Source organism: Mucilaginibacter sp. GW822-FHT03E02, from assembly GCF_058801545.1.
The window spans coordinates 1,132,467-1,154,871 of record NZ_JBXANJ010000002.1 but is presented as its reverse complement, the minus strand read 5'-3'; the positions used below and the strand labels follow the sequence as shown (position 1 = coordinate 1,154,871).

The 22,405-nt window shown below is 45.0% G+C and carries 13 protein-coding genes; all 13 read left to right on the top strand.

Translation table 11 applies throughout. The annotated features are described in order from the left end of the window. Positions 1–2: 2 nt before the first annotated feature. Positions 3–3,122, top strand: coding sequence for a SusC/RagA family TonB-linked outer membrane protein (locus tag AC1RM2_RS31525; RefSeq protein ID WP_492989099.1), 3,120 nt, complete (start codon positions 3–5; stop codon positions 3,120–3,122). Between the two features lie 333 nt (positions 3,123–3,455). After that, a complete protein-coding gene (locus tag AC1RM2_RS31520) occupies positions 3,456–4,619 on the top strand; it encodes a prolipoprotein diacylglyceryl transferase (protein ID WP_492989098.1) in 1,164 nt (387 codons plus the stop codon). Between the two features lie 29 nt (positions 4,620–4,648). Continuing rightward, positions 4,649–5,845, top strand: a complete 1,197-nt coding sequence (locus AC1RM2_RS31515) for a DUF5005 domain-containing protein (RefSeq protein ID WP_492989096.1) — start codon at positions 4,649–4,651, stop codon at positions 5,843–5,845. 457 nt (positions 5,846–6,302) lie between these two features. Further along, positions 6,303–6,836, top strand: coding sequence for a hypothetical protein (locus tag AC1RM2_RS31510; RefSeq protein ID WP_492989095.1), 534 nt, complete (start codon positions 6,303–6,305; stop codon positions 6,834–6,836). Positions 6,837–7,226: 390 nt separating this feature from the next. Next, entirely contained in the window at positions 7,227–7,889 is a 663-nt protein-coding gene (locus AC1RM2_RS31505) for an SGNH/GDSL hydrolase family protein (RefSeq protein ID WP_492989093.1), read from the top strand. A 103-nt stretch (positions 7,890–7,992) separates the two neighbouring features. Continuing rightward, positions 7,993–10,275, top strand: coding sequence for a GH92 family glycosyl hydrolase (locus tag AC1RM2_RS31500; RefSeq protein ID WP_492989092.1), 2,283 nt, complete (start codon positions 7,993–7,995; stop codon positions 10,273–10,275). A gap of 709 nt (positions 10,276–10,984) precedes the next feature. Next, a complete protein-coding gene (locus AC1RM2_RS31495; protein WP_492989091.1) occupies positions 10,985–13,912 on the top strand; it encodes a discoidin domain-containing protein in 2,928 nt (975 codons plus the stop codon). A 123-nt stretch (positions 13,913–14,035) separates the two neighbouring features. Further along, entirely contained in the window at positions 14,036–15,271 is a 1,236-nt protein-coding gene (fucP, locus tag AC1RM2_RS31490; RefSeq protein WP_492989090.1) for an L-fucose:H+ symporter permease, read from the top strand. Positions 15,272–15,408: 137 nt separating this feature from the next. Continuing rightward, positions 15,409–16,437, top strand: a complete 1,029-nt coding sequence (locus tag AC1RM2_RS31485) for a LacI family DNA-binding transcriptional regulator (protein WP_492989089.1) — start codon at positions 15,409–15,411, stop codon at positions 16,435–16,437. Between the two features lie 203 nt (positions 16,438–16,640). Then, positions 16,641–18,998, top strand: coding sequence for an alpha-L-rhamnosidase-related protein (locus tag AC1RM2_RS31480; RefSeq protein WP_492989088.1), 2,358 nt, complete (start codon positions 16,641–16,643; stop codon positions 18,996–18,998). A 286-nt stretch (positions 18,999–19,284) separates the two neighbouring features. After that, positions 19,285–20,232, top strand: coding sequence for a BT_3987 domain-containing protein (locus tag AC1RM2_RS31475; protein WP_492989087.1), 948 nt, complete (start codon positions 19,285–19,287; stop codon positions 20,230–20,232). A 246-nt stretch (positions 20,233–20,478) separates the two neighbouring features. Then, positions 20,479–21,051, top strand: coding sequence for an RNA polymerase sigma-70 factor (locus AC1RM2_RS31470; protein WP_274212555.1), 573 nt, complete (start codon positions 20,479–20,481; stop codon positions 21,049–21,051). A 242-nt stretch (positions 21,052–21,293) separates the two neighbouring features. Continuing rightward, positions 21,294–22,259 carry a FecR family protein gene (locus tag AC1RM2_RS31465; protein WP_492989086.1) on the top strand — a complete coding sequence of 322 codons (966 nt, stop codon included), beginning with the start codon at positions 21,294–21,296 and terminating at the stop codon, positions 22,257–22,259. Positions 22,260–22,405 lie beyond the last annotated feature (146 nt).

Genomic DNA, 22,405 nt, shown 5'->3' with positions numbered 1-22,405 from the left:
TTATGAGAAAATTCATACTTTTCTTTCAAATAATAATAGCCATGCTCCCGGTGGTGGTATTTGCGCAAAACAAAACCGTAACCGGTACCGTGCGCGACCTTACCGGCGCTTTGCCGGGCGCATCAGTGGTTGAAAAAGGATTGCCAACCAACGGTGTAATTACCAACGGAAACGGTAAATTCAGCCTTACACTTAAAGGGCAGTCAAACGCTATCATTGTTAAATTCATAGGTTATATACCGCAAACCTATACGTTTAAGGATGGCAACACAGCCGATATTATCCTGCAAACCAACAGCAACGGTTTAGATGAGGTTGCAGTAGTAGGGTATGGCAAAAGATCAAGGCCTACCAATACAGGCGCTGTAAGTTCCATTTCGGCGGCTGATATACGTACTGTGCCAACGGCCAACGTGCAGAATGCTTTAACCGGCAAATTGCCGGGCTTTTTCTCGCAGCAGGCATCGGGCCAGCCGGGTAAGGATGCATCCGACTTTTATATCCGTGGCGTAAGTTCATTAAACCCCGCAGGTAACCAGCCGCTAATTATTGTTGATGATATTCAGTATAGTTATGACCAGCTGCAGCAGATCAACGTAAACGAAATAGAAAGTATATCGATATTAAAAGATGCCTCGACCACGGCTATTTACGGTATTAAAGGAGCCAATGGTGTATTGGTAGTAACCACCCGTCGCGGTAAAAGCGGCGCGCCAAAAGTTAATTTAAGGGTAGAGACCGGCTTGCAGGCGCCAACCAAAACGCCAACCTTTTTAAATTCATACAACTCGGCAGTGTTAATCAACGAGGCCTACGGTAACGATGGGCTCAACAAGCCATTCACGCAGGCAGATATTGACCATTTCAAGGCCGGCGACGATCCTTACGGGCACCCGGATGTTGATTGGTATAACAAGATATTCAAGAAAAACACCTACCAGGCCAATACCAACCTGGATATATCGGGCGGTAACAACGCGCTTAAGTATTTTATATCAGGCGGTATCCTGAAACAAAATGGATTGGTGCGTGACTTTGCCGATCCGCAAAGTCTGGTAAACACCAACTATTATTTCAACAGGTACAACTTCCGCTCCAATCTCGATTTAAAAGCTAACAAAACGTTAGACCTTCGTTTGGATGTAACTACCCGTTTTTCTGACTTAAATCAGCCTTATAATGAAAACGCCGTGGGCGAGATATATAATTTTACCAAGGAGACGCCATTTACCGCACCCTACATCAACCCAAATGGCTCGTACTCTTATGCTTACTCGCCGTTTAACCCCGAGCATTTGCCAACGCTGAATGCCAGGCTGGCAACCGGTGGCTACCAGCACTCGCGCCGTACCGACTTTAATTTCCTGTTTGGTGCTACCCAGAAACTGGATGCGTTAACCGAAGGCTTATCACTAACCGGCAGGGTTGCTTACTCCAGCATTGAGCAGTTTACCAAACAGATTTTTAATGGCGGTATCCCGGCTTATCACTTTGATCCAACAACCAATCAATATGCCTTAAGGCCGGGTGCTACTTATGTGTATACACCCTACGCGCTTACGGGTAATACCGATATCAACAGCAACAACTACGATGTACAGCTATATGCCAACTACGATCATAATTTTAGCAACTCGCACCATGTAACCGGCTTGTTGTTGTTTAACCAAACGTCGCAAACCTACAATGCACAGTCGCTGCTGGATGCCTCGCTGGTTGCGGTTCCGCAAAAATTCCAGGGGATATCCGGTAAGTTAGGGTACGATTATAAGCAGAAATACCTGTTGGAGTTTAATATTGCTTACAACGGTACCGATAGGTTTGCTGCCAATCACCGGTTTGGATATTTCCCGGCGATAAGCGTAGGATATAACCTGGTGAAAGAGAAGTTTTTTACTGAAAAGTTCCCGGTGTTCAGCCTGTTCAAAATAAGGGGCAGCTACGGCCTGGTAGGGTCAGATGCGGCGCCAGGTAACCGGTACGTGTACAACCAGGTTTATAAACAAGGCGGCGGCTATTATTTTAACGAAACGCCGCAAGGCTATGGCACCATTTACGAAGATGCACTGAGTAATGCCAATGTAGTTTGGGAGCGTGCTAAAAAAACCGATGTTGGTTTGGACATGAACTTGTTTAACGATAAGATATCGGCCACTATCGACTTTTTCCACGATATCCGTTACGATCAATTGATTGTTCCGGGCAGTGTACCCGAAATTATTGGCGTGGCTTTACCTGCGGTAAACATAGGTAAAACCCGCAACCAGGGTTTTGACGGGCAGATATCATACCACAGCACTTTAGGAAAGGTACAATACAATGTGGGCCTGGTATTTTCATACGCCAAAAACAAAATCCTTTTCCAGGATGAGGCATCGCCCGCCTATCCGTGGCTGGCTTCAACAGGCAAACCAATAGGGCAGCAGTTTGGCTACCATTACCTGGGTTATTACACGGCTAATGATATATCGGCTATTAACGCCTACCAGGCTGCTCACGGCGGATCAAACGCGGGTAACCCTATAGCAGTGCCCGATAACGGCTTGCCACTGCAACCCGGCGACCTGCGTTACCAGGATTTGAACGGCGATGGTATCATCAATGTATTTGATAAACGCGCAATTGGCAATCCTAATTTGCCTAATACCTCGCTGGGCTTGTCGCTGCAGGCCGTGTACAAAGGTTTCAGCATCAGTGCACTGTTTGCCGGTTCGTTTAACTATAGCTTCGCGGTGCTGGGCACCGGTATCGAGCCGTTTCAAAGCCAGTTTCAGCCCATCCACCAGGAACGCTGGACACCCGCAACAGCTGGTACTGCCAATTTCCCGCGGTTAACCACCAACCCTACATCGGTTAACAGCCCTACATCTTATTTCTCAGATTACTGGCTTATCAACGCGCATTATATCCGTTTAAAAACTATTGATGTAGGTTACCAGCTGCCTACCAAAATGCTGCCATTTAAAATTAATAATGCCCGTATTTACTTAAGCGCATACAACCTGTTTACCTGGACAAACTTTAAAAAATACCAGCAGGATCCTGAGGTAGCCACCAATACCGCAGGCGATGCATACATTAACCAGCGCGTGCTTAATATTGGCATCCAGGCCGGGTTTTGATAATGAGGGGAAAGCGCGTAGTACCCATCAGCTAAACTGGAAAAATAGTAATGACAGGGTGGCAAATGGGGCTGTTGTGAACGCAATAATATTTTGTGTATCCCCTAAAAAAAGCGGGGGAAAAGTGCGATTCCCCTCTCGAGAGGGGTGGAGGGGTGTGTTTGTACGCGCGCAATAAAACGCGGAAAAACACACCCCTGCCAACGCGCTTCCCATCCCGCCCCCTCTCGAGAGGGGAATAAAACGTAGCCGGGGTGAGTAGTGGCCAGCGTTCAATCCGCTGCCATTACATATTGTTTAGTTATGGAATCATTTAATAATTAAATTAGTGCAATGTTTCCAACTATAGGCCACCTCATTTATTACCTGTTCGGTATTAATTTTACGTTTCCTGTTCAAACGCTGGGCTTGTTTGTGGCATTGTCTTTTTTGTTCTCGTATATTGTATTTAGCTCGGAGTTTAAGCGGTATGAAGCTTTAGGTAAAATTAAAGCGTTTACCCGTAACGTAGTGGTAGGGGAGAGGGCGTCGGTTGCCGAAATCAGTATCAACTCCATTCTTGGCTTTTTATTAGGCTTCAAGGCCTTTGGGGCCATGTTTAACTATACCGTGTTCAGCGCCAATCCACAAGGGTACCTGTTGTCGCTTAAAGGCAACCTGGTAATGGCCATACTCACCGGTGCAGTATTTGGTTTATGGGTTTATGCGGATAAAAATGAAAAGGAGCTGGAACAGCCTAAGGCCGAGGTGCAAACGGTTCATCCTTACCAGCTGATGGGGCTTATTGTTTTTTCGGTAGGTTTTTTTGGCTTTATTGGGGCCAAGTTATTTGACACGGTAGAACACTGGAATAATTTCAGGTACGACCCCATGGGCACTTTATTCAACGTTCGCGGTTTTTCGTACTACGGGGGATTGATATTTGGCGCTTTAACTTACCTGTACATCGGCCATAAAAAAGGGATGAAGCTGGTGCATTTGGCCGATATCGGTTCGCCGGGCATGATGTTGGCTTATGGCATTGGCCGTATAGGTTGCCAGCTTGCGGGTGACGGCGATTGGGGTATTATCAATAACCACCCTAAGCCGGGTTTTATACCGGGGTGGATGTGGTCGTTCACTTATCCGCACAACGCCATTAACGCGGGCCTTCCGATACCCGGTTGCGAGGGCAATTATTGCAACGAGCTGTTACATGGAGTGTACCCCACACCCTTTTACGAGGCCGCTATTTGCCTGCTGTTTTTTACGCTGATGTGGGTGTTCAGGAATAAGATTATCATACCTGGTTTCATGTTTTTTTTATACCTGGTGCTTAACGGCGGCGAAAGGTTTTTGATCGAACTGATCCGCATTAACCCCAAATATCAAATTTTTGGAATGAACTTTACCCAGGCCGGCTATATTGGTTTATTAATGGTAGTTGGCGGCCTGGTTGGCTTTGTATGTTTAATTATAAAAACTAAAAAAACGGGAAAGCTACAACCCGTAACGTAGGTTGTACGCCCTATTAATTGAAATACTCTATGAAAAAATTTGCAGTCATCACCTTGTTTTTTTGCATTGCAGCAAATCTGCATACCATGGCACAAACCGATGGTAAAAAGGTAAATCTTACGGATCTTAATTTCACTGTCGAGGCGGCCCCCGAATGGAGCAGCCTGTTAAAGCGCGAAACCGGCTGGTTTGGAGGCGACGGGATTTATACTATCCCGTTAAACGGAGTAGAAAACAAGCAGGCGAAAGCCAGCGATAAAATCCTGTTTATTTTCAGCGATTCGATGATTGGCAAAATAGAAAACGGCACGATGGTGCCGGGCTTTAAAATGATCCATAATTCGGTTGCCGTACTCCATGGTAACCAGCCTGCAGATGCCGAAATGAAGTTTGCCTGGGATACAGATAAGGCAGGCGCCGCCGAATCCTTGTTCATTCCACACACTGCCCAAACCGCTGCCGGCGATTACTATTGGCTTGGCGATGGCTTTGTAAACCAGGAATTGAATAATGCCATTTATATTTTTGGTTACAGGGTTCGGAATGTGGGCACCGGCGCCTTCGGGTTCAGGGAGGTTGGTAACACGCTGATAAAAATTCCCGCAGGATCGCAGCCGCCGTACAAAGACCTTAAGCAAATGGATACGCCCTTTTACCTCACGGATGCAAAAGGCGATATTGGATCGTTCGGGGCCGGTATTTATGTGAATACCACAAAAGCCGGCGCACCTAAACCCGACGGTTACATTTACGTTTACGGGGTGCGCGGCATAGGCAAAAATTTGATGGTTGCCCGTGTTTTACCAAAAGATTTTGAAAAGTTTGACAGGTGGACTTTTTACGATGACACCAACTGGATAAAAGACATGAACAAGGTAGCCGACGTTACCAATAGTGTATCCAATGAACTAAGCCTTACCGCGCTGCCTGATGGCCGTTATGCCCTCATTTTCCAGGTAGGAGGCATGAGCACCAATGTGGGTATGCGCATAGGGGCGACACCCTACGGCCCATTTGGCCCGGTAATAAAGATATGGGATTGCAAACCCGACCTGGAAGAGAAAACCTTTGTAGTTTACAACGCCAAAGCGCACCCAAGCCTATCCGCCCCCGGTGAACTGCTGATTAGCTATAACATTAACTCCATTGATTTTATCCCCGATTTGATGAAGAAGCCTAACCTGTACAGGCCAAGGTTTATCAGGATGAAGATTGGAGGGAAGTAGTTTTTTTAAGATGGCCGGAGCGTTCGCAAACATGGTTAGCAAAGGTTAACATAATTTTGATTTATTTTAACTTAAGTATCTTGTAATTAGTGAGTTAACTAAGAATATAGTTAACATGTGTTAACCGTGTTTTACTGTCGCCTCAGGATCTCGCCGGTGCTATTAAGTTAAGCGTTTTCAACCCCGTAGGGGTATAACATTTGTAGAGAAAAATAGAAAAATAATGCTCCGTGCCGTACGGAACTTATGTGGCGTACCGCGGCACGCAAAAATGTTAAATTACAAGTTACTACAAATGTTTTGCTCCGATGGAGCAACCTGTCAATCCCTTAACTAAATAGCATTGGAGATACCTCGCGGGGACGGAAGTAGTAAATAGTCAGTATCAAGATTGGATTCTAATTATTCATCATTGTAATAACATCGGGATTTAACTAACTTACTGCCGTTTGTAAGTATGAAAAAAGTAGTAAGTCTGTTGTTGTTTATCTTGATGGCGATGGTGGGTAAAACGCAGCCTAATCCCAAAGTTTGGACACCAAAATATGAAAGAGGGCTTTACAATTATCTTGATTCGACTATGAGAATTACAATGGCCGATTCTCAAAAAAGAGTGAGGTATATAGCATTTTTTATTATGCGTGCAAAGCAGGAAATTCCAAATGGGCTAAGGTCGGTGTCAAAAGATAGCTTACAAAATTTAAACATCAGAATTGGCCGGGAATATGCGTTCAAATTGCATGAGGCAGGTAATGTTGATTTAGGAATGCGGCGGTATTATGAAGCTTGGACACCCAAGATAGATAAAACCTTCAGAGATGCATATGCAGCCCTGTTCAAACAAAAAGGTCAAAAGAACAGCGATAAATTTTGCGATTGCGTTATTGAAAAATTAAAGGCCATCTACCCGGATTCCCTGTTAGTACCCGTGCCTAATGATATCATGATCAAAGCATCGATGGAATGCAAAAAGACAATTGATGTAAACTGAAAGCGCAAATGAAACTACGGTGCCCTAAATGCAAAAGTGATTTTATAAAAAGCTACAGCCGAACGAAATATTTTGTCAAATCTGTAGTATGCTTCATCATGATCTTGCCTTGTTATTTATTTTACAAAGCCATGCTTAAAGAGCAAGATGTTGATCCGGTTATAATTTTAGGCTTGGTGGGTGGTATAACAGGACCTGTAGTTTTTTCGATTACCGGTATCTACTGTTTTACCCGCGGAGTTTTGACAAAAGAAATCAGATACAAATGTCAGTTTTGTAAAAATAGGTTCACAACGCCTTATTTGGTTTAAAAGTTAAAATCCTGATACGATATTCTTGATACTTGCAACTCAAAATTATATATTCGCTAAATCAATTTAGCTAACCAAAATGAAAAAATTCTTATTGTTTGCCGGCATGATCATGCTGTGCAGTTTTCAAACCAAAAAGCCAACTAAAGTGGTGTTCTTTGGTGATTCTATTACCGAGTATGCGGTGCAGCCCAACGGCTTTATCACGCTGATTCAGCAGCGCCTTAAAACCGAAAAAAAGGAGCAGGATTATGAAGTGGCCGGGGCAGGCATTGGCGGTAATAAAATATATGATTTATACCTCCGCTATGAAGATGATGTGTTAACCAAAAACCCGGACGTAGTGGTGATTTGGGTGGGGGTGAACGATGTATGGCACAAGCGCATGTTTGGTACAGGCACCGATTGGGATAAGTTTAGCCGCTTTTACACCGCGCTTATCAAAAAATTACAGGCAAAAAATATCAAAGTACTTGTATGTACGCCAGCCAGCGTGGGCGAGAAAACCGATTACAGCAACGAGCTTGATGGCGACCTGAACAAATATTCCAACTCCATCCGCGACCTGGCCAAACAAAACAATTGCGACCTTTTTGATTTCCGCACCCTGTTTCATGAATATAACGTTAAAAATAACCCCACCAACAAAGGCGAAGGCATCCTGACCAAAGATGGTGTGCACCTGAACGACGAGGGGAATAAATTTGTGGCCGATGTGTTTTATAAAACCTTGTTCAAATAGAATAAGGTTTTTAATTAATCTTTTGCTAAATCGATTTATTAATTATATTTGCTTATCAGATGCCGATATCCATCATCGGTATAAACCACATTATATACGCCAAATGAAAATACGGTTACTTACATGCGTTCCGGCGCTTTTATGGGCCAGTGCGCTGTTTGCACAAAACGACAACCTGGTGAAATACGTAAACACCCGGCAGGGCACCAATACCAAATATGAGTTTAGCTATGGTAACACCTACCCGGCCACCGCGCTGCCTTTTGGCATGAACACCTGGACGGCCCAAACCGGTAAAAACGGCGACGGCTGGAAGTACCAGTATTTTGAACATACCATCCGGGGTTTCCAGCAATCGCACCAGTGCAGTTCATGGGTTAATGATTATGCTGTGTTTTCGCTGATGCCGGTAACCGGCAATTTGGTGGTTAATGAGGATAAAAGAGCTGCCGGCTTCAGGTACGAAAACGAAACTGCCCAACCCAGCTACTACAAAGTAAAGCTGGATAACAATATTACCACCGAAATGACGCCTACTGAGCGTGGTGCACATTTACGCTTCAGCTTCCCCAAGGGGCAGGGTGCTTACCTGGTGCTGGATGGCTACACCAAAATGAGCATGGTAAAGATAATCCCGGGCGAACGTAAGATCATAGGCTGGGTTAACAATTGCCGTTGGGCGCCGCAGGGTTTTAAAAATTACTTTGTAATCACCTTTGATAAACCCTTTGCTGCTTATGGTACCTGGGAAAACAAAAAAGATCAGCTATCGCCCAAAAACTTAGCTGCCGAAGGTGATGGCGTTGGCGCCTACCTCAAATTTAAAGATGGCGAAACCGTGCAGGCCAAAGTAGCATCCAGCTATATCGGCCCAGAACAAGCCGAACTTACCCTGCAAACAGAATTAGGTAAATACAAAAACTTCGCCGATACCCGCAAAGCGGCAGATGCGGTTTGGAACACGCTGCTTGGCCGCATGAAAATTGAAGGCGCTACCGAGGATGATAAGGCCACCTTTTATAGCTGTTTGTACCATGCCAACCTGTTCTCGCACCAGTTTTTTGAGTACGGTAAAGATGGTAAACCTTATTATTACAGTCCTTACGATGGTAAAATGCATGATGGGTATATGTATACCGATAATGGCTTTTGGGATACCTTTAGGGCGCAGTTTCCGCTGAATACCATTATTCATCCTAAAATGCAGGGGCAGTATGTGCAGGCCCTGTTAGATGCCCAGCAGCAATGCGGCTGGCTGCCGGCCTGGTCGTTCCCGGCCGAAACAGGGGGGATGCTGGGTAACCACTCTATTTCCCTGTTAACGGATGCCTGGGTTAAGGGTATCCGCACCTTCGATCCAAAGCAGGCACTGGCCGCTTACTACCACGAGGCTACCAACAAAGGTCCATGGGGCAGCGCCAACGGCAGGCCCGGCTGGAAAGAGTATTTTGCCGATGGGTACGTCCCCTTTACACCTCAAACACAAGGCTCAACCGCCTGGACACTGGAGTTTGCCTACGACGATTTTTGCGGTTACCAGCTGGCCAAACAAACAGGAAATGCCTACTATGAAAACGTATTTGGCAGGCAGATGTACAACTACAAAAACCTGTTCGACCCCAAAACACGCTTCATGCGGGCCAAAGACGCCAAAGGCAACTGGATAGAGCCCTTTGACCCGATGGATTGGGGCGGCCCCTATACCGAGGGCAATGCCTGGCACTGGACCTGGTCGGTTTTCCAGGATGTGCAGGGCTTGATTAACCTGATGAGTGGCAATAAAAATTTTACTGATAAGATCGATTCCGTATTTACCGAGCCGGGTACCATTAAAGTTGGAGGCTACGGCCAGGTAATTCACGAGATGACCGAAATGGCTGCCTTTAAAATGGGCCAGTACGCGCAGGGAAACGAGCCTATTCATCACCTGTTATACCTATATAACTATGCCGGCCAGCCCTGGAAAGCACAGCAGCACTTACGCGAGGTGATGGATAAAATGTACAACGCCGGCGAAAACGGCTACCCCGGCGATGAGGATGAAGGCCAGATGTCGTCATGGTATGTGCTAAGCGCGGCGGGTATTTACAGCGTTTGCCCCGGCACTGATGAATATGTAATAGGCAGCCCGGCCTTCAAAAAAATGACCATCAGTTTAGAGAATGGTAATAAGTTCATTATCGAAGCCAATAACAACAGCAAGCAAAACGTATATATCCAATCGGCTACGCTCAATGGCAAGCCTTATACGCACAATTTTATTAAACACGGCGATATTATGGCCGGCTGTATCCTCCGTTTTGAAATGGGGGATAAGCCTAACATGAATCGTGGTTTGGCTGCTGAGGATAAACCGTTTTCGCTTTCAAAAAACACATCAAATTAAAAAAAATGAACGTTATTACTTCGTGCTTATTAATTACTTTTTGTGTTTTTGAGGTGGGTAGGCCGGTCAGTCTGAGCCTGTCGAAGACTCGCGCGCAGAGGCCTTTGCCCGCGTACTTCGATAAGTTACCCATGACATGTTATGTTTTTGAGCCGGACGGGCCTGTCACCCTGAGCCTGTCGAAGGGTCGCGTGGAGAGGCCTTTGCCCACGATGCTTCGACAGGCTACCCATGACATGTTGAAAAACGGAAGTCATCCCGAACTTGTTTCGGGATCCCACAGGACAAGTAGCCCGCATGATGTATACTTAGCATGTGGGGTGCTGAAACAAGTTCAGCATGACATCGGGGGTAAATGCGCTTGTCATTTCCCCTTCAGAATCCACGGATTTTACCACTACCCATGACATGTTGAAAAACGGAAGTCATCCCGAACTTGTTTCGGGATCCCACAGGACAAGTAGCCCGCATGATGTATACTTAGCATGTGGGGTGCTGAAACAAGTTCAGCATGACATCGGGGGTAAATGCGCTTGTCATTTCCCCTTCAGAATCCGCGGATTTTACCACTCAGCATGACAGCGCTCTTTAGTATGTCATTACGCCCTTCAGAACCCCGGATTTTAAAACCCGAATAACGTTTCTTTCTTTTTAAACTAAACATCACCCCATAATGCCTTTTAATTTTCCCCCATTTTTAAAGCGATCAATGTTCTTGATCTGTGTTGCCGCCTGTACTGGGGCATCGGCGCAGGATATCGTTTACCTCGGTAGCGCCAACCCGCAAACCAGCTGGAAAGTAAAAGCGCAGGCCGAAGTAGGTGCCGATAGCGCTAATATTTACAAACCCGGTTATGACGCGGGCGGCTGGGTTAAAGGCGTGGTACCGGGTACGGTTTTTAATGCCTACGTGGTAGCCGGTCTGGAGAAAGACCCCAACTTTGGCGATAATATTTACAAGGTTGATAAAGCCAAATACGACCGCAACTTTTGGTATCGTACCGAATTTAAGATCCCGGAAAATTATACCAAAGAAAAAATCTGGCTAAACTTTAAGGGCATCAACCGCAAAGCCGAGATTTACCTCAATGGCAAACAAATTGGTGTTTTGGATGGCTTTATGCAGCGCGGTAATTTTGATGTTACGGGTTTAGTTAGCAAAAGTAGCTCAAACGTTTTAGCCGTATTGGTGTACTGCCCGGTTAATCCATTGGTTAATTATGCAAGCCCAACCTATATCCCATCAGCCAGTTGGGATTGGATGCCTTATGTTCCGGGATTAAATTCGGGCATAACCGATAAGGTGTATTTGAGCAATACGAGCAGTATTACCTTACAGGATCCCTGGATTCGCACCGAATTGCCAACCAATGCAAGGGCCGATGTATCGATAGCGGTAGGTGTAAAAAACAGCACGTCTAAATTTCAAACCGGGGTATTAACAGGCACTATTCAGCCGGGTAATATTGAGTTTTCGCAAAAGGTGTTTGTGGGGGCCAATACCACCTCAGAAATTAAACTGGATAAAAAACGCTTTGAACAGTTAGCCATCAACAGCCCCAAACTATGGTGGCCAAACGGCTACGGCGAGCCCAATTTATACACCTGCAAGCTAAGCCTTAAACTGGGCGATGAGGTATCTGATAGCCAGACCATCAAATTCGGCATCAAAAAATATAGTTATGATACCGTGGGCAATGTACTGCATGTTTTTGTGAACGGAACCAAAGTGTTTTTAAAAGGCGGCAACTGGGGCATGGCCGAGTACATGCTGCGCTGCCGCGACAACGAGTACGATACCAAGCTTAAACTGCACCGGGAAATGAACTTCAACATCGTGCGCAACTGGATAGGATCGACCACCGACGATGAATTTTATGATGCCTGCGATAAATACGGCATGATGATCTGGGACGATTTTTGGCTCAACTCTATCCCCAACCTGCCCAATGATGTCAATAATTTTAACGCCAACGCGATAGAAAAAATTAAACGTTTCCGCAATCACCCGTCCATAGCCATATGGTGCGGCGATAACGAGGGCACTCCCATGCCGCCATTAAACGGCTGGCTGGCCGAAGATATCAGCAACTACGATGGGGGCGACAGGCGCTATCAACCCAACTCGCATGCCGGCAGCTTAACCGGCAGCGGCCCCTGGACTAACTTTGATCCCCGCTGGTATTTTACCCGGTTCCCAAATGGCTTTGGCGGATCGCCGGGCTGGGGTCTGCGCAGCGAGATTGGTACTGCTGTTTTTACCAATTACGACAGCTTTAAAAAATTTATCCCTAAGGATAAGCTATGGCCCCGTAACGAGATGTGGAACCTGCATTTTTTTGGTCCATCGGCAGGCAATGCGGGTCCGGACAGGTATGATGAAGGTATTAACAAACGCTATGGCACAGCAACAGGCATCCGGGATTATTGTCGCAAAGCGCAGCTACTCAACATCGAAACCAATAAGGCGATGTACGAGGGCTGGGAAGATAACATGTGGGAAGATGCATCGGGCATCATGACCTGGATGTGCCAATCGGCCTACCCGTCGCTGGTATGGCAAACCTACGATTACTATTACGACCTTACCGGGGCCTATTGGGGCGCCAAAAAAGCCTGTGAGCCATTACACATTCAATGGAACCCGGTAAACAACTCGGTTAAGGTTATTAATACGACAGGCAGCAATGTAAACGATCTGACAGCCGAGGTGGCGGTTTACAACACCGACGGTAAACCTGTAAACGATTACCATCAAACCAAACAGGTAGATGCTATTGCCAACGCGGCTGTAATTTGCTTTACCATCAATTTTAAAGAAGAACACACCAATTTAGTTTTGAACAAACCTACGGTAGCATCCTCGTTTGAAAACATGGAGGCCGCTTTGGCAACCGACGGCAACAGCGGCAGCCGCTGGGCCAGCAGGCAAAACGATAATGAGTGGATTTATGTTGACCTGGGCAGTGAGCAGGTAGTGAACGGCGTAAAACTAAACTGGGAAGAAGCCTACGGTAAAGCCTTTAAAATCCAGGTATCAAACGATGCCAAACAATGGCGCGATGTATATGATACCGGGGACGGCCACACCGGCGTACAGCAGCTTACCTTCGACGAAACCAAAGCCCGTTATGTTAAAATGCAGGGCATACATCGCGGCTCGGGCTGGGGTTATTCGCTGTGGGATTTTGAAGTATACGGCGGCGAACCCAAAAGCAACGGCTTAAGCGAGGTGCATTTTATCAAACTAAAACTAACCGATAAAGCAGGCAAACTGGTATCTGATAACTTTTACTGGCGGGGCAACAAGCGTACCGATTTTACTGCGCTCAACAGCCTGCCCAAAGTAAACCTGAAAGTAACCTCGAAAATAACCAGGGCTGATGGCAAATACTATATCAATGCCACCATTACCAACCCGGCGTCATCCCCGGCGGCGGCATTTGCCATAAGGGCGCAGGCGGTTAAGAAAAGCAATGGTGAACAGGTATTACCTGCCTTGATGAATGATAACTATTTTAGTTTGATGCGGGGCGAGTCGAAAAGTATTAAAATAGAGTTTGATGCCGATGTATTGGGTAACGATACCCCGGTTTTATTGGTACAGCCTTATAATGATCCTGTTAAAGCAGAGTAATGTTAGCATACTTTCAATTTCGTTAAAAATAAGATTTAAAAATAAATCGATTTACTACCCTATATTTTCAAACATTTCAATTAATTTACGGCCACCAATCGAAAAACTGATTAAACCTGAATAATGAGCATTCCAGCAAAATTTACCGAACGCAAGTACCTTGTAGTTTTAATATTCGTAACCTCGCTATTTTTGATGTGGGGCATATCCATGACGCTTGGCGATACACTGAATAAGCACTTTCAGAACGTATTGCATATCTCCAAATCGCGGTCGGCTTATGTACAGTTATCCTTATTTGGGGCATACTTTGTAATGGGTGTCCCTGCCGGTTTATTTATGAAAAGGTTTGGCTATAAAAATGGGGTTTTAATGGGGTTAACACTTTACGCAGCTGGAGCTTTCCTGTTTGTACCAGCGGCCAATACCGAATCGTTTACCTTTTTCAGAATAGCCTTGTTTGTGTTGGCCTGCGGTATGGCTACTTTAGAAACTGTAGCGCACCCCTTTGTAGCGGCCCTTGGCGACCAGCGCACAAGCGACCAGCGGATCAACTTTGCTCAGGCGTTTAATGGGGTAGGTGGGGTGGTTGGTCCCTTTGTTGGCAGTGTTTTGATACTGCAGAAAGGCATGGAACACTCTAATGATCTTGTATCGGTAAAACATCTTTATATTATTATAGGCTGTGTTGTGGCCTCGGTTGCCTTCTTTTTCTCTTTTATCAAAATACCGCCTATAACAGACCCGCATGTTATTGCCGACGATGCTTATGCCGTTGCGGGGGCCGAGGAAGCGGATGTTAAACTGTTCAAACAAAAACACTTTCTTTTTGCTGTGATAGCGCAGTTGTTCAACGTTGCGGCGCAGGGTGGTACCTGGGCGTTTTTTATCAACTACGGGGCCGAAGTAATGCACTTTTCGGATTCAAAGTCTGCATTGTTTTTCTCGGGGAGTATGGTAATGATGATGATTGGTCGCTTTGCAGGCACTGCCTTAATGCGCTTTATTAAGCCTTATAAGCTTTTAGCGATATTTGCTGCTTGTAATGTTATCATGTGTATCATCGTGGCACAGGGTTTTGGCTGGCCGTCGTTCATCGCGTTGTTATTCATCAACTTCTTTTTTAGCATTATGTTCCCAACTATATTTAGTTTGGGCTTAAAAGACCTGGGCCCTAAAACACAGCAAGGGTCATCATTTATTGTGATGGGCGTTGTTGGCGGTGGCTTGTTCCCGCTGGCGATGGGTTTAATAGCCAACCATAACGTGGCTACTTCATATTATTTGCCTATTATTTGTTACCTTGTTATATTTGCGTTTGGTTTTAGCTATCCAAAATTAAATAAGCGGTCGGCATAGAGGCCAATTTCATTTGTACTTTTCGGGCAAATCTTTTTCAGTTAATCGATTTACTAACAAAATAAATCGATTAACTTTTGGCTATACTCATATAATTTAATATATTCCCCGATATTTGAAATAACTAATATAAACGGGTGAAAAAGAAATTATCTATCGTTGATATCGCGAACGCGTTAAACGTATCAAAAACTACGATATCATTTATTTTAAACGGCCGGGCCCAGGAAAAACGTATTGGTGCCGACCTGGTTGAAAAAGTGATGAAATATGTGGCCGAAGTAGGGTATAAGCCAAACTCCCTGGCCAAAAGTTTAAGAACCGGTAAATCAAATACCATTGGGTTGATGGTGGAAGATATCTCCAACCCCTTCTTTGCAAGTATAGCGCGCCTGATTGAAGACCGTGCTTACAAAAACGGCTACAAAATTATTTATTGCAGTACCGATAATGATACCAGCAAAACCCAGGATCTGATCAACATGTTTCGCGACCGGCATGTAGATGGTTACATCATGGCCCCTCCTGAGGGGATAGAAGAAGATATTGAATCGCTGATAAAAGATGGGATGCCCGTGGTTCTGTTCGACAGGCACCTGCCCGGCGTTAAAACTGATTTTATTGAGGTTGATAATCTTTTCAGCACCTACAACGCTACCAAACATTTAAAGGAACAAGGCTTCAAGAACATAGCATTTGTAACCTTCGCATCGCACCAAACTCAAATGATGGATAGGGTAAAAGGTTACCAGGATGCCATGAAAAGCGACGGACTGAAGCCCACCATCGTGAAAGAGGTTGTCTTTAACCAGGATGAAGAGCGGATCATGGGGCCGCTTCGCGATTTTTTTAAAGGAAATCCCGATGTAGATGCCATCCTTTTCGGTACCAACCACATCGGCACCTGCGGATTAAAGGTAATGCACGAAATGGGCCTTAAGGCACCCACCGATATCGCTGTTATCTCCTTTGATGATTACGATGTGTTTAAACTTCACTCGCCGCCTATAACAGCCATAGCGCAACCCGTTGAGGAAATTGCTGATAATGTTATAACGGTATTATTAGACAAGTTGAACGACCACTCATCATCCCCTAAGCTACAATCGATTATCCTGAAAACGGATTTGAAAATCAGGAACTCGTCGCTAAAAAACGCCGTCTGAATTTTACCGGCTCACCAACACAAAGGTTTTCATTTAAAGCCTTTGTGTTGGCTTTACGCCTGATTTAAACCGGTGCCGGGTATATTACCCGTTGTGTCATGCAGTGGTTTTTCTTCCAAAAATATAATTTTATGCTAAAACGATTTATTTTGCTTTTTGTGCAGTAAATGTATATTATTGTTCAATCAATCAGATAAACCATAATGAAACTTTTCTTTATTACCATAGTATTTGTACTTGGCTTATTGCCGGCAAAGTACACCGTTGCCCAATCGTCGGATAACAATGCCGCCCCAAGGCAATGGAATGCAGGCTGGATAGCTTTGCCTGGCGACAACGGCGTAAACTACGGCATTTATTACTTTCGTAAAATCATAGATATTGCCGGTAAGCCTGCAACTTTCATCGTGCACATATCGGCAGATAACCGTTACAAATTGTATGTTAACGGCAAGCTGGTATCATTGGGCCCGGCAAGGGGCGATACCTATTATTGGAATTATGAAACGGTTGATCTGGCACCGTATCTGTCGGCAGGGAAAAACACCATAGCTGCGCTTGTTTGGAACGAGGCCCAATACAGCCCTGCGGCGCAAATAAGCGTACGCACAGGTTTTATTTTACAGGGTAATTCGGCAAAGGAAGAGATATTAAACACCAACAATACCTGGAAGTGCATGCGCGATATTGGGCATCAGCCTGTACCAGGGTATTTTTTTGCTGCCAGCAGGGGGGAGATGGTAGATATGCGGCAGGCCGTAAAAGGCGACTGGACGGCCACCGGTTACGATGACAGCGCCTGGTTTGCCGCCGGTAAAGTGGCCGACGGAAGGCTAAAGGGCACAGCCTGGGGCATAGAATGGGCCTTGGTGCCATCATCCCTGCCCCCAAGGGAGATGACCTACCAGCGCCTTGTTCGATTACGAAGAGCGGATGGTGTAACCGTTGCGCCAGGCTTTCCGGAAAAAAAGACTCCCTTAACCATCCCCGCAAATACTACGGCCACGCTGGTGCTCGATCAAACTTTTGAAACAAATGCCTATGTAACGTTAAATTTTAGCGGTGGCAAAGATGCAGGCATATCGCTTGGCTACGCCGAATCGCTTTATGCAAAAGGCAGCAAGGGCGTTATTAAAGGTAACCGGAATGATGTGGAGGGCAAGGAGTTTGTAGCCAGGATAGACAGCCTGGTTGGCGATGGCAGCCAGGGGCAATCATTCACCACCCTGAATTTTCGCACGTATCGTTATATCAGGCTCATTGTGCAAACTAAAAACGACCCGCTGGTTGTTGATGACCTGTACGGCACTTTCACGGGTTATCCTTTTAAACGCGCATCGGTATTGAATACGGATAATACCGAAATGAAGCAAATGCTGGATATTGGCTGGCGCACCGTAAGGCTTAATGCCTGGGAAACTTATACCGACTGCCCGTATTACGAGCAGTTGCAATACATTGGCGATACGCGTATCCAGGCCATGATATCGTACTACAACACCAGCGATAACCGGCTGGCGCGCAATGCACTTAACCAGATGGATCATTCGCGCCTACCCGAAGGTGTAACCGCCAGTTGCTATCCATCAAGAGGTACGCAGGTGATATCCACATTTTCGCTGTGGTATATCTGTATGCTGCATGATTACTGGATGTACCGTGGCGATAACGATTTTATTAAGAATAAGCTGCAGGGCGAAAGAGGCGTACTTGATTTTTTTAGTAAATACCAACAGGCCGATGGCTCGTTAAAAGATACCCCGTACTGGGCCTTTGTAGACTGGGCCGGTAACATGTGGGGCGAGGTAAAAGGCAAAGATGGCAGCGCCGCAATTTATGACCTGCAACTACTATGGGCATACCAATGGGCGGCAGAAATGGAAGCCAAAATAGGGTTACATGACTATGCCGTTTTATACAATAAAAAAGCCGCCCAGCTAAAGGCTACTATACAGCGTAAATACTGGGACGCCGGCAGGAGATTGTATGCCGATACGAAGGAAAGAAAAGGCTTTTCGCAGCATGTTAATGCTTTGGCCATACTTACCGGCACGGTGAGCAATGCCTACATGCCTGCGGTGGCCAACGGGATGCTTAAGGATACCAGCTTAACCCAATGCTCGGTTTACTTTAAATATTACCTAAACCAGGCGCTGGTAAAGGCAGGTTTGGGTAACGATTATATGAACTGGCTGGGTATTTATCGGCAAAATATAGCCATGGGCCTTACTACCTGGGCCGAGTATTCTGATGTTAACACTACCCGTTCAGATTGTCATGCCTGGGGGGCAAGCCCTAATATTGAGTTTTTTAGAACGGTTTTAGGTATTGATAGCTACGCGCCGGGTTTTGCCAAAATAAAGATAGAACCCCATTTAGGCACTTTGAAGGATATCAGCGGTGAAATACCCCATCCAAACGGTAAGGTTTTTGCCGGCTATAAATTTGAAAAGGGCCATTGGCAAATAAATGTCAATTTGCCCCGTACAACTACCGGCATGTTGGTGTGGAAAGCAAAGCAATATGTGTTAAAGGCGGGTAACAATTTTTTTGTTATTTAAAGATAGGTGAGAAGGGCCCCAAATTTGGGGCCCTTCTTATTCAAATATTTGCAGTACGCGCCCGCGAACTTAGCGAGTTTTTATATTGCAAGCTTTAATTTCCGGCGTCCCACTATAGCCGTGTTCTTCGGCCGTCCGGCCATCCTTTTTACGTGCCGGGTTCGAATTTTCGATCCCGATAAATTATTTACGGCTTTTTGTTCAGGTAACTAAGGGTATATGCCTGTTTAATGTACTCCCCTATAAATAAGGCAAATCACAAATCCATAAAATTTACAGTTAACCCATGAAAAAAAACTTTACTAAACTTTCTTTGGCCATTATGGTGCTTACGGTACTTTTAAATTCCTGCTCAAAAGTTGCAGATAATTACGATTATAAAAAGATGGCTACCTCGATAGAATTACCTATTGCCGCCCATGCCGGTCCTGCGTCATTCGAAAACGGTGGTTTTAAATATAATATTTCGCAGTTCATCAGTTCAACACCGCAGCCATTGGCTACTACCGTATTGGTATCGGCAGTAAAGCCTTTAACCAGCGCGGTAACAGTTACTATGGCGGTTGATAATTCGGTTGTAACGCAGTTAAATACGTTACACAGGTCGCTTTATATTGCCGATAGTACTGCGGCAGTAGCAAATGCCGGCAGCCTTCCCGATCCGTCTGAATCAAAATACGATACTTATGTACCACTACCCGCCGCCGACTTTACCATACCCAGTAACACGGTTAACATCCCGGCGGGGCAACTAACAGCCAGCTATGTAATTAATATTACCACTGCAAACCTGGTACTGGGCACAAAATACATGTTGCCTGTGGCCATAAAAGATGCCCAGGGCCAGGCCCTCAACTATTATAAAGCGGTATATTATATAATAAATGTAGCCAGCAAGTACCAGGGCGATTACACAGCCAACGGCTCAATTGCATTCCCCAACCCGGCCAGCGACAGAACATGGAGCGCACGTGCCAAATCATTAACTACCATTGATGGCAATACCGTACGTTGCGAAGCTGCCGATTTGGGCGGCAGCAATTATTTTATGAATTTGAAAGTCAACAGCGATAATACAGTTACAGTAACATCCGCAGCCGGTGCGGCAAATCAAACCATCCAAAATAACGGCGTTTGCGTTTATGATCCTGCCACCAAAACGTTTACCTTAAACTATAAATATGTTGGCGGAACCGGCGACAGGCGCATTGCCGAAACCATTGCTTTAAACTAAACCAGTTAATAATAAGTTAATAGGCTGCCTTGTGGTATACAAGGTGGCTTTTTTACTTTATAGCCAATTATCAGTTTGTAACTGCGTTGGTATCAACATAAAAAAACAGGCAAATAAAAGAGGCGGGGAATTTTTCGCAAATATTAAATGTTAAGCTTTTCGCGGTCAAGCTATTGGAAAAACAAAAAATATGCTGTATTCTTAACAAATTATTAATAATTTAGGCAATAAGTTTGGTAATACGTAATGAACTCGACCGTAGGTTTTGCTGATAATGAGTTGCTCAATCTTCTTGCCGAAGGTAAAGAGTTTGCATTTACTGAAATTTATAACCGCTATTGGAAAAGATTGGTTGCCCTGGCGTATAGTTATACTAAAGATAAATATGCCGCTGAAGAAATTGTACAGGAGGTTTTTTTTAGTTTATGGAACCGCAAGGGCACCCTTAAAATAGAAACCTTAAGCTCGTACCTGGCCACGGCAATCAAATTTTCGGTTTTTAAAAGTGTGTATACCAGGAACAGGCAAGCCCAGATTATTGAAGGGATAGCCAAAACGGTAATGGCCGATTTGCCCGAAGATTTGGTACATGCCAAATTTTTAGAAGAGTACGTTAATGGCATTGTTGAGCAATTGCCCGAAAAATGCCGGCAGGTATATAAATATAGCCGCCAGCAAGGCCTATCGGCCCAGGAAATAGCCGCCGAGATGAATATTGCCGAAAAAACGGTAGAAGCCCACCTTACAAAAGCCCTTAAGGTGCTGCGCCTAAATTTAAAGGAAATTATGCTGCTCATTATTTTCCTTAAGCACCATTAGTGTTAAGTTAATAGTACTAAGTCTTGAGTCAAAAGCCCAATTTATTCTTTTTGACTTAGAACTTAAAACTTTCGACTTAGGACTATCTGCCATCGCCTAATCACAGTCATTTCAATTTACCTTATGCGTTTGCGCTGATTAGCCGCTGCTTTTTTTATTAAAAATCGCTTTTTATCACTTTTTTTTAAATGCACTAAGGGTAAATGCCTTTTTAGTGTACTCCCTTTTAATTGCTGCTTAATATGGACGAGCTTTATCAGAAGTACTTAATTAAAAAATACCTTGACGGCACGGCTACACCAGCCGAGCGGGACGAATTGTTGTTGTGGTACCGGGCCAAAGGCGAGGAAGATTTTGAGTGGCCATATGAAAACCAGCTGGAAGAGGATGAAGCCAAAGCACGGATATTTGATGGTTTACAGCAACGCATAAAAGCCGCCGAAGCTGCGGAACCAACAACAAGAAACTACTTTTATAAAATAGCTGCCGCTGCTTCCGTTATACTGGCCGTTTGCATTGGGTTGCTATGGAATAACAACAGCAAACCAGTAAAGCCGCAAAGCAACACTGTATTTACCAGGCCGGGCGAACGTAAAATAATTAACCTGGTAGATGGATCGGTGATTTGGTTGGGTTCAGGTAGCTCGGTTACTTATCCTGTGGCCTTTGTTGGTACAACCAGGGAAATCAGCTTTGAGGGCGAGGCGTTTTTTGATATCGCCAAAGATAAGCACCATCCGTTTATAGTACACACAGGCACAACCAGCACCAGGGTTTTGGGTACCACCTTTAATATCTCGTCATTTAAATCGCATAAAGAAATTGTTGTTGCATTGGTAACAGGTAAGGTTTCATTTACCGATGGCGGATCGGGTGTTTTATTATCGCCGACAAACATGGTGGTGTATAATAAACTCAAAAAAACAACCAAAGTATTGCCAATTCCTGATTTAGCCGCGGTAATGGGCAGGCGCAACGGGTATTACGAATACCGCAATGTATTGGTGAAGGATATTGCCGAAGATGTGAGCAGAAACTTTAACATGAAAATACAGGTAGTTGGCGATGTGAGGAACACGCTGTTTTTTGGGCGGATAAAGCCGGGTGAAAGCCCTGTGCAGTTTTTAAAGAAAATGGCGCTGGTGGTTCACGCATCGCTCATCAGTAAAGATAATTTATGGATCATTAAAGGAGGAGGAGGCATTTGAGTTAAAATTCTTACGCTCTATATATCAGTAATGCCCCGGGCAAGGGGGCATTGTACTGATAATCAAAAAACGTCATAGTCAAAAGCAATACCCCAATGGATTGGAAGCCCCGGAGGTACCTGCTGTTTTTTTAACATTTTTATTGA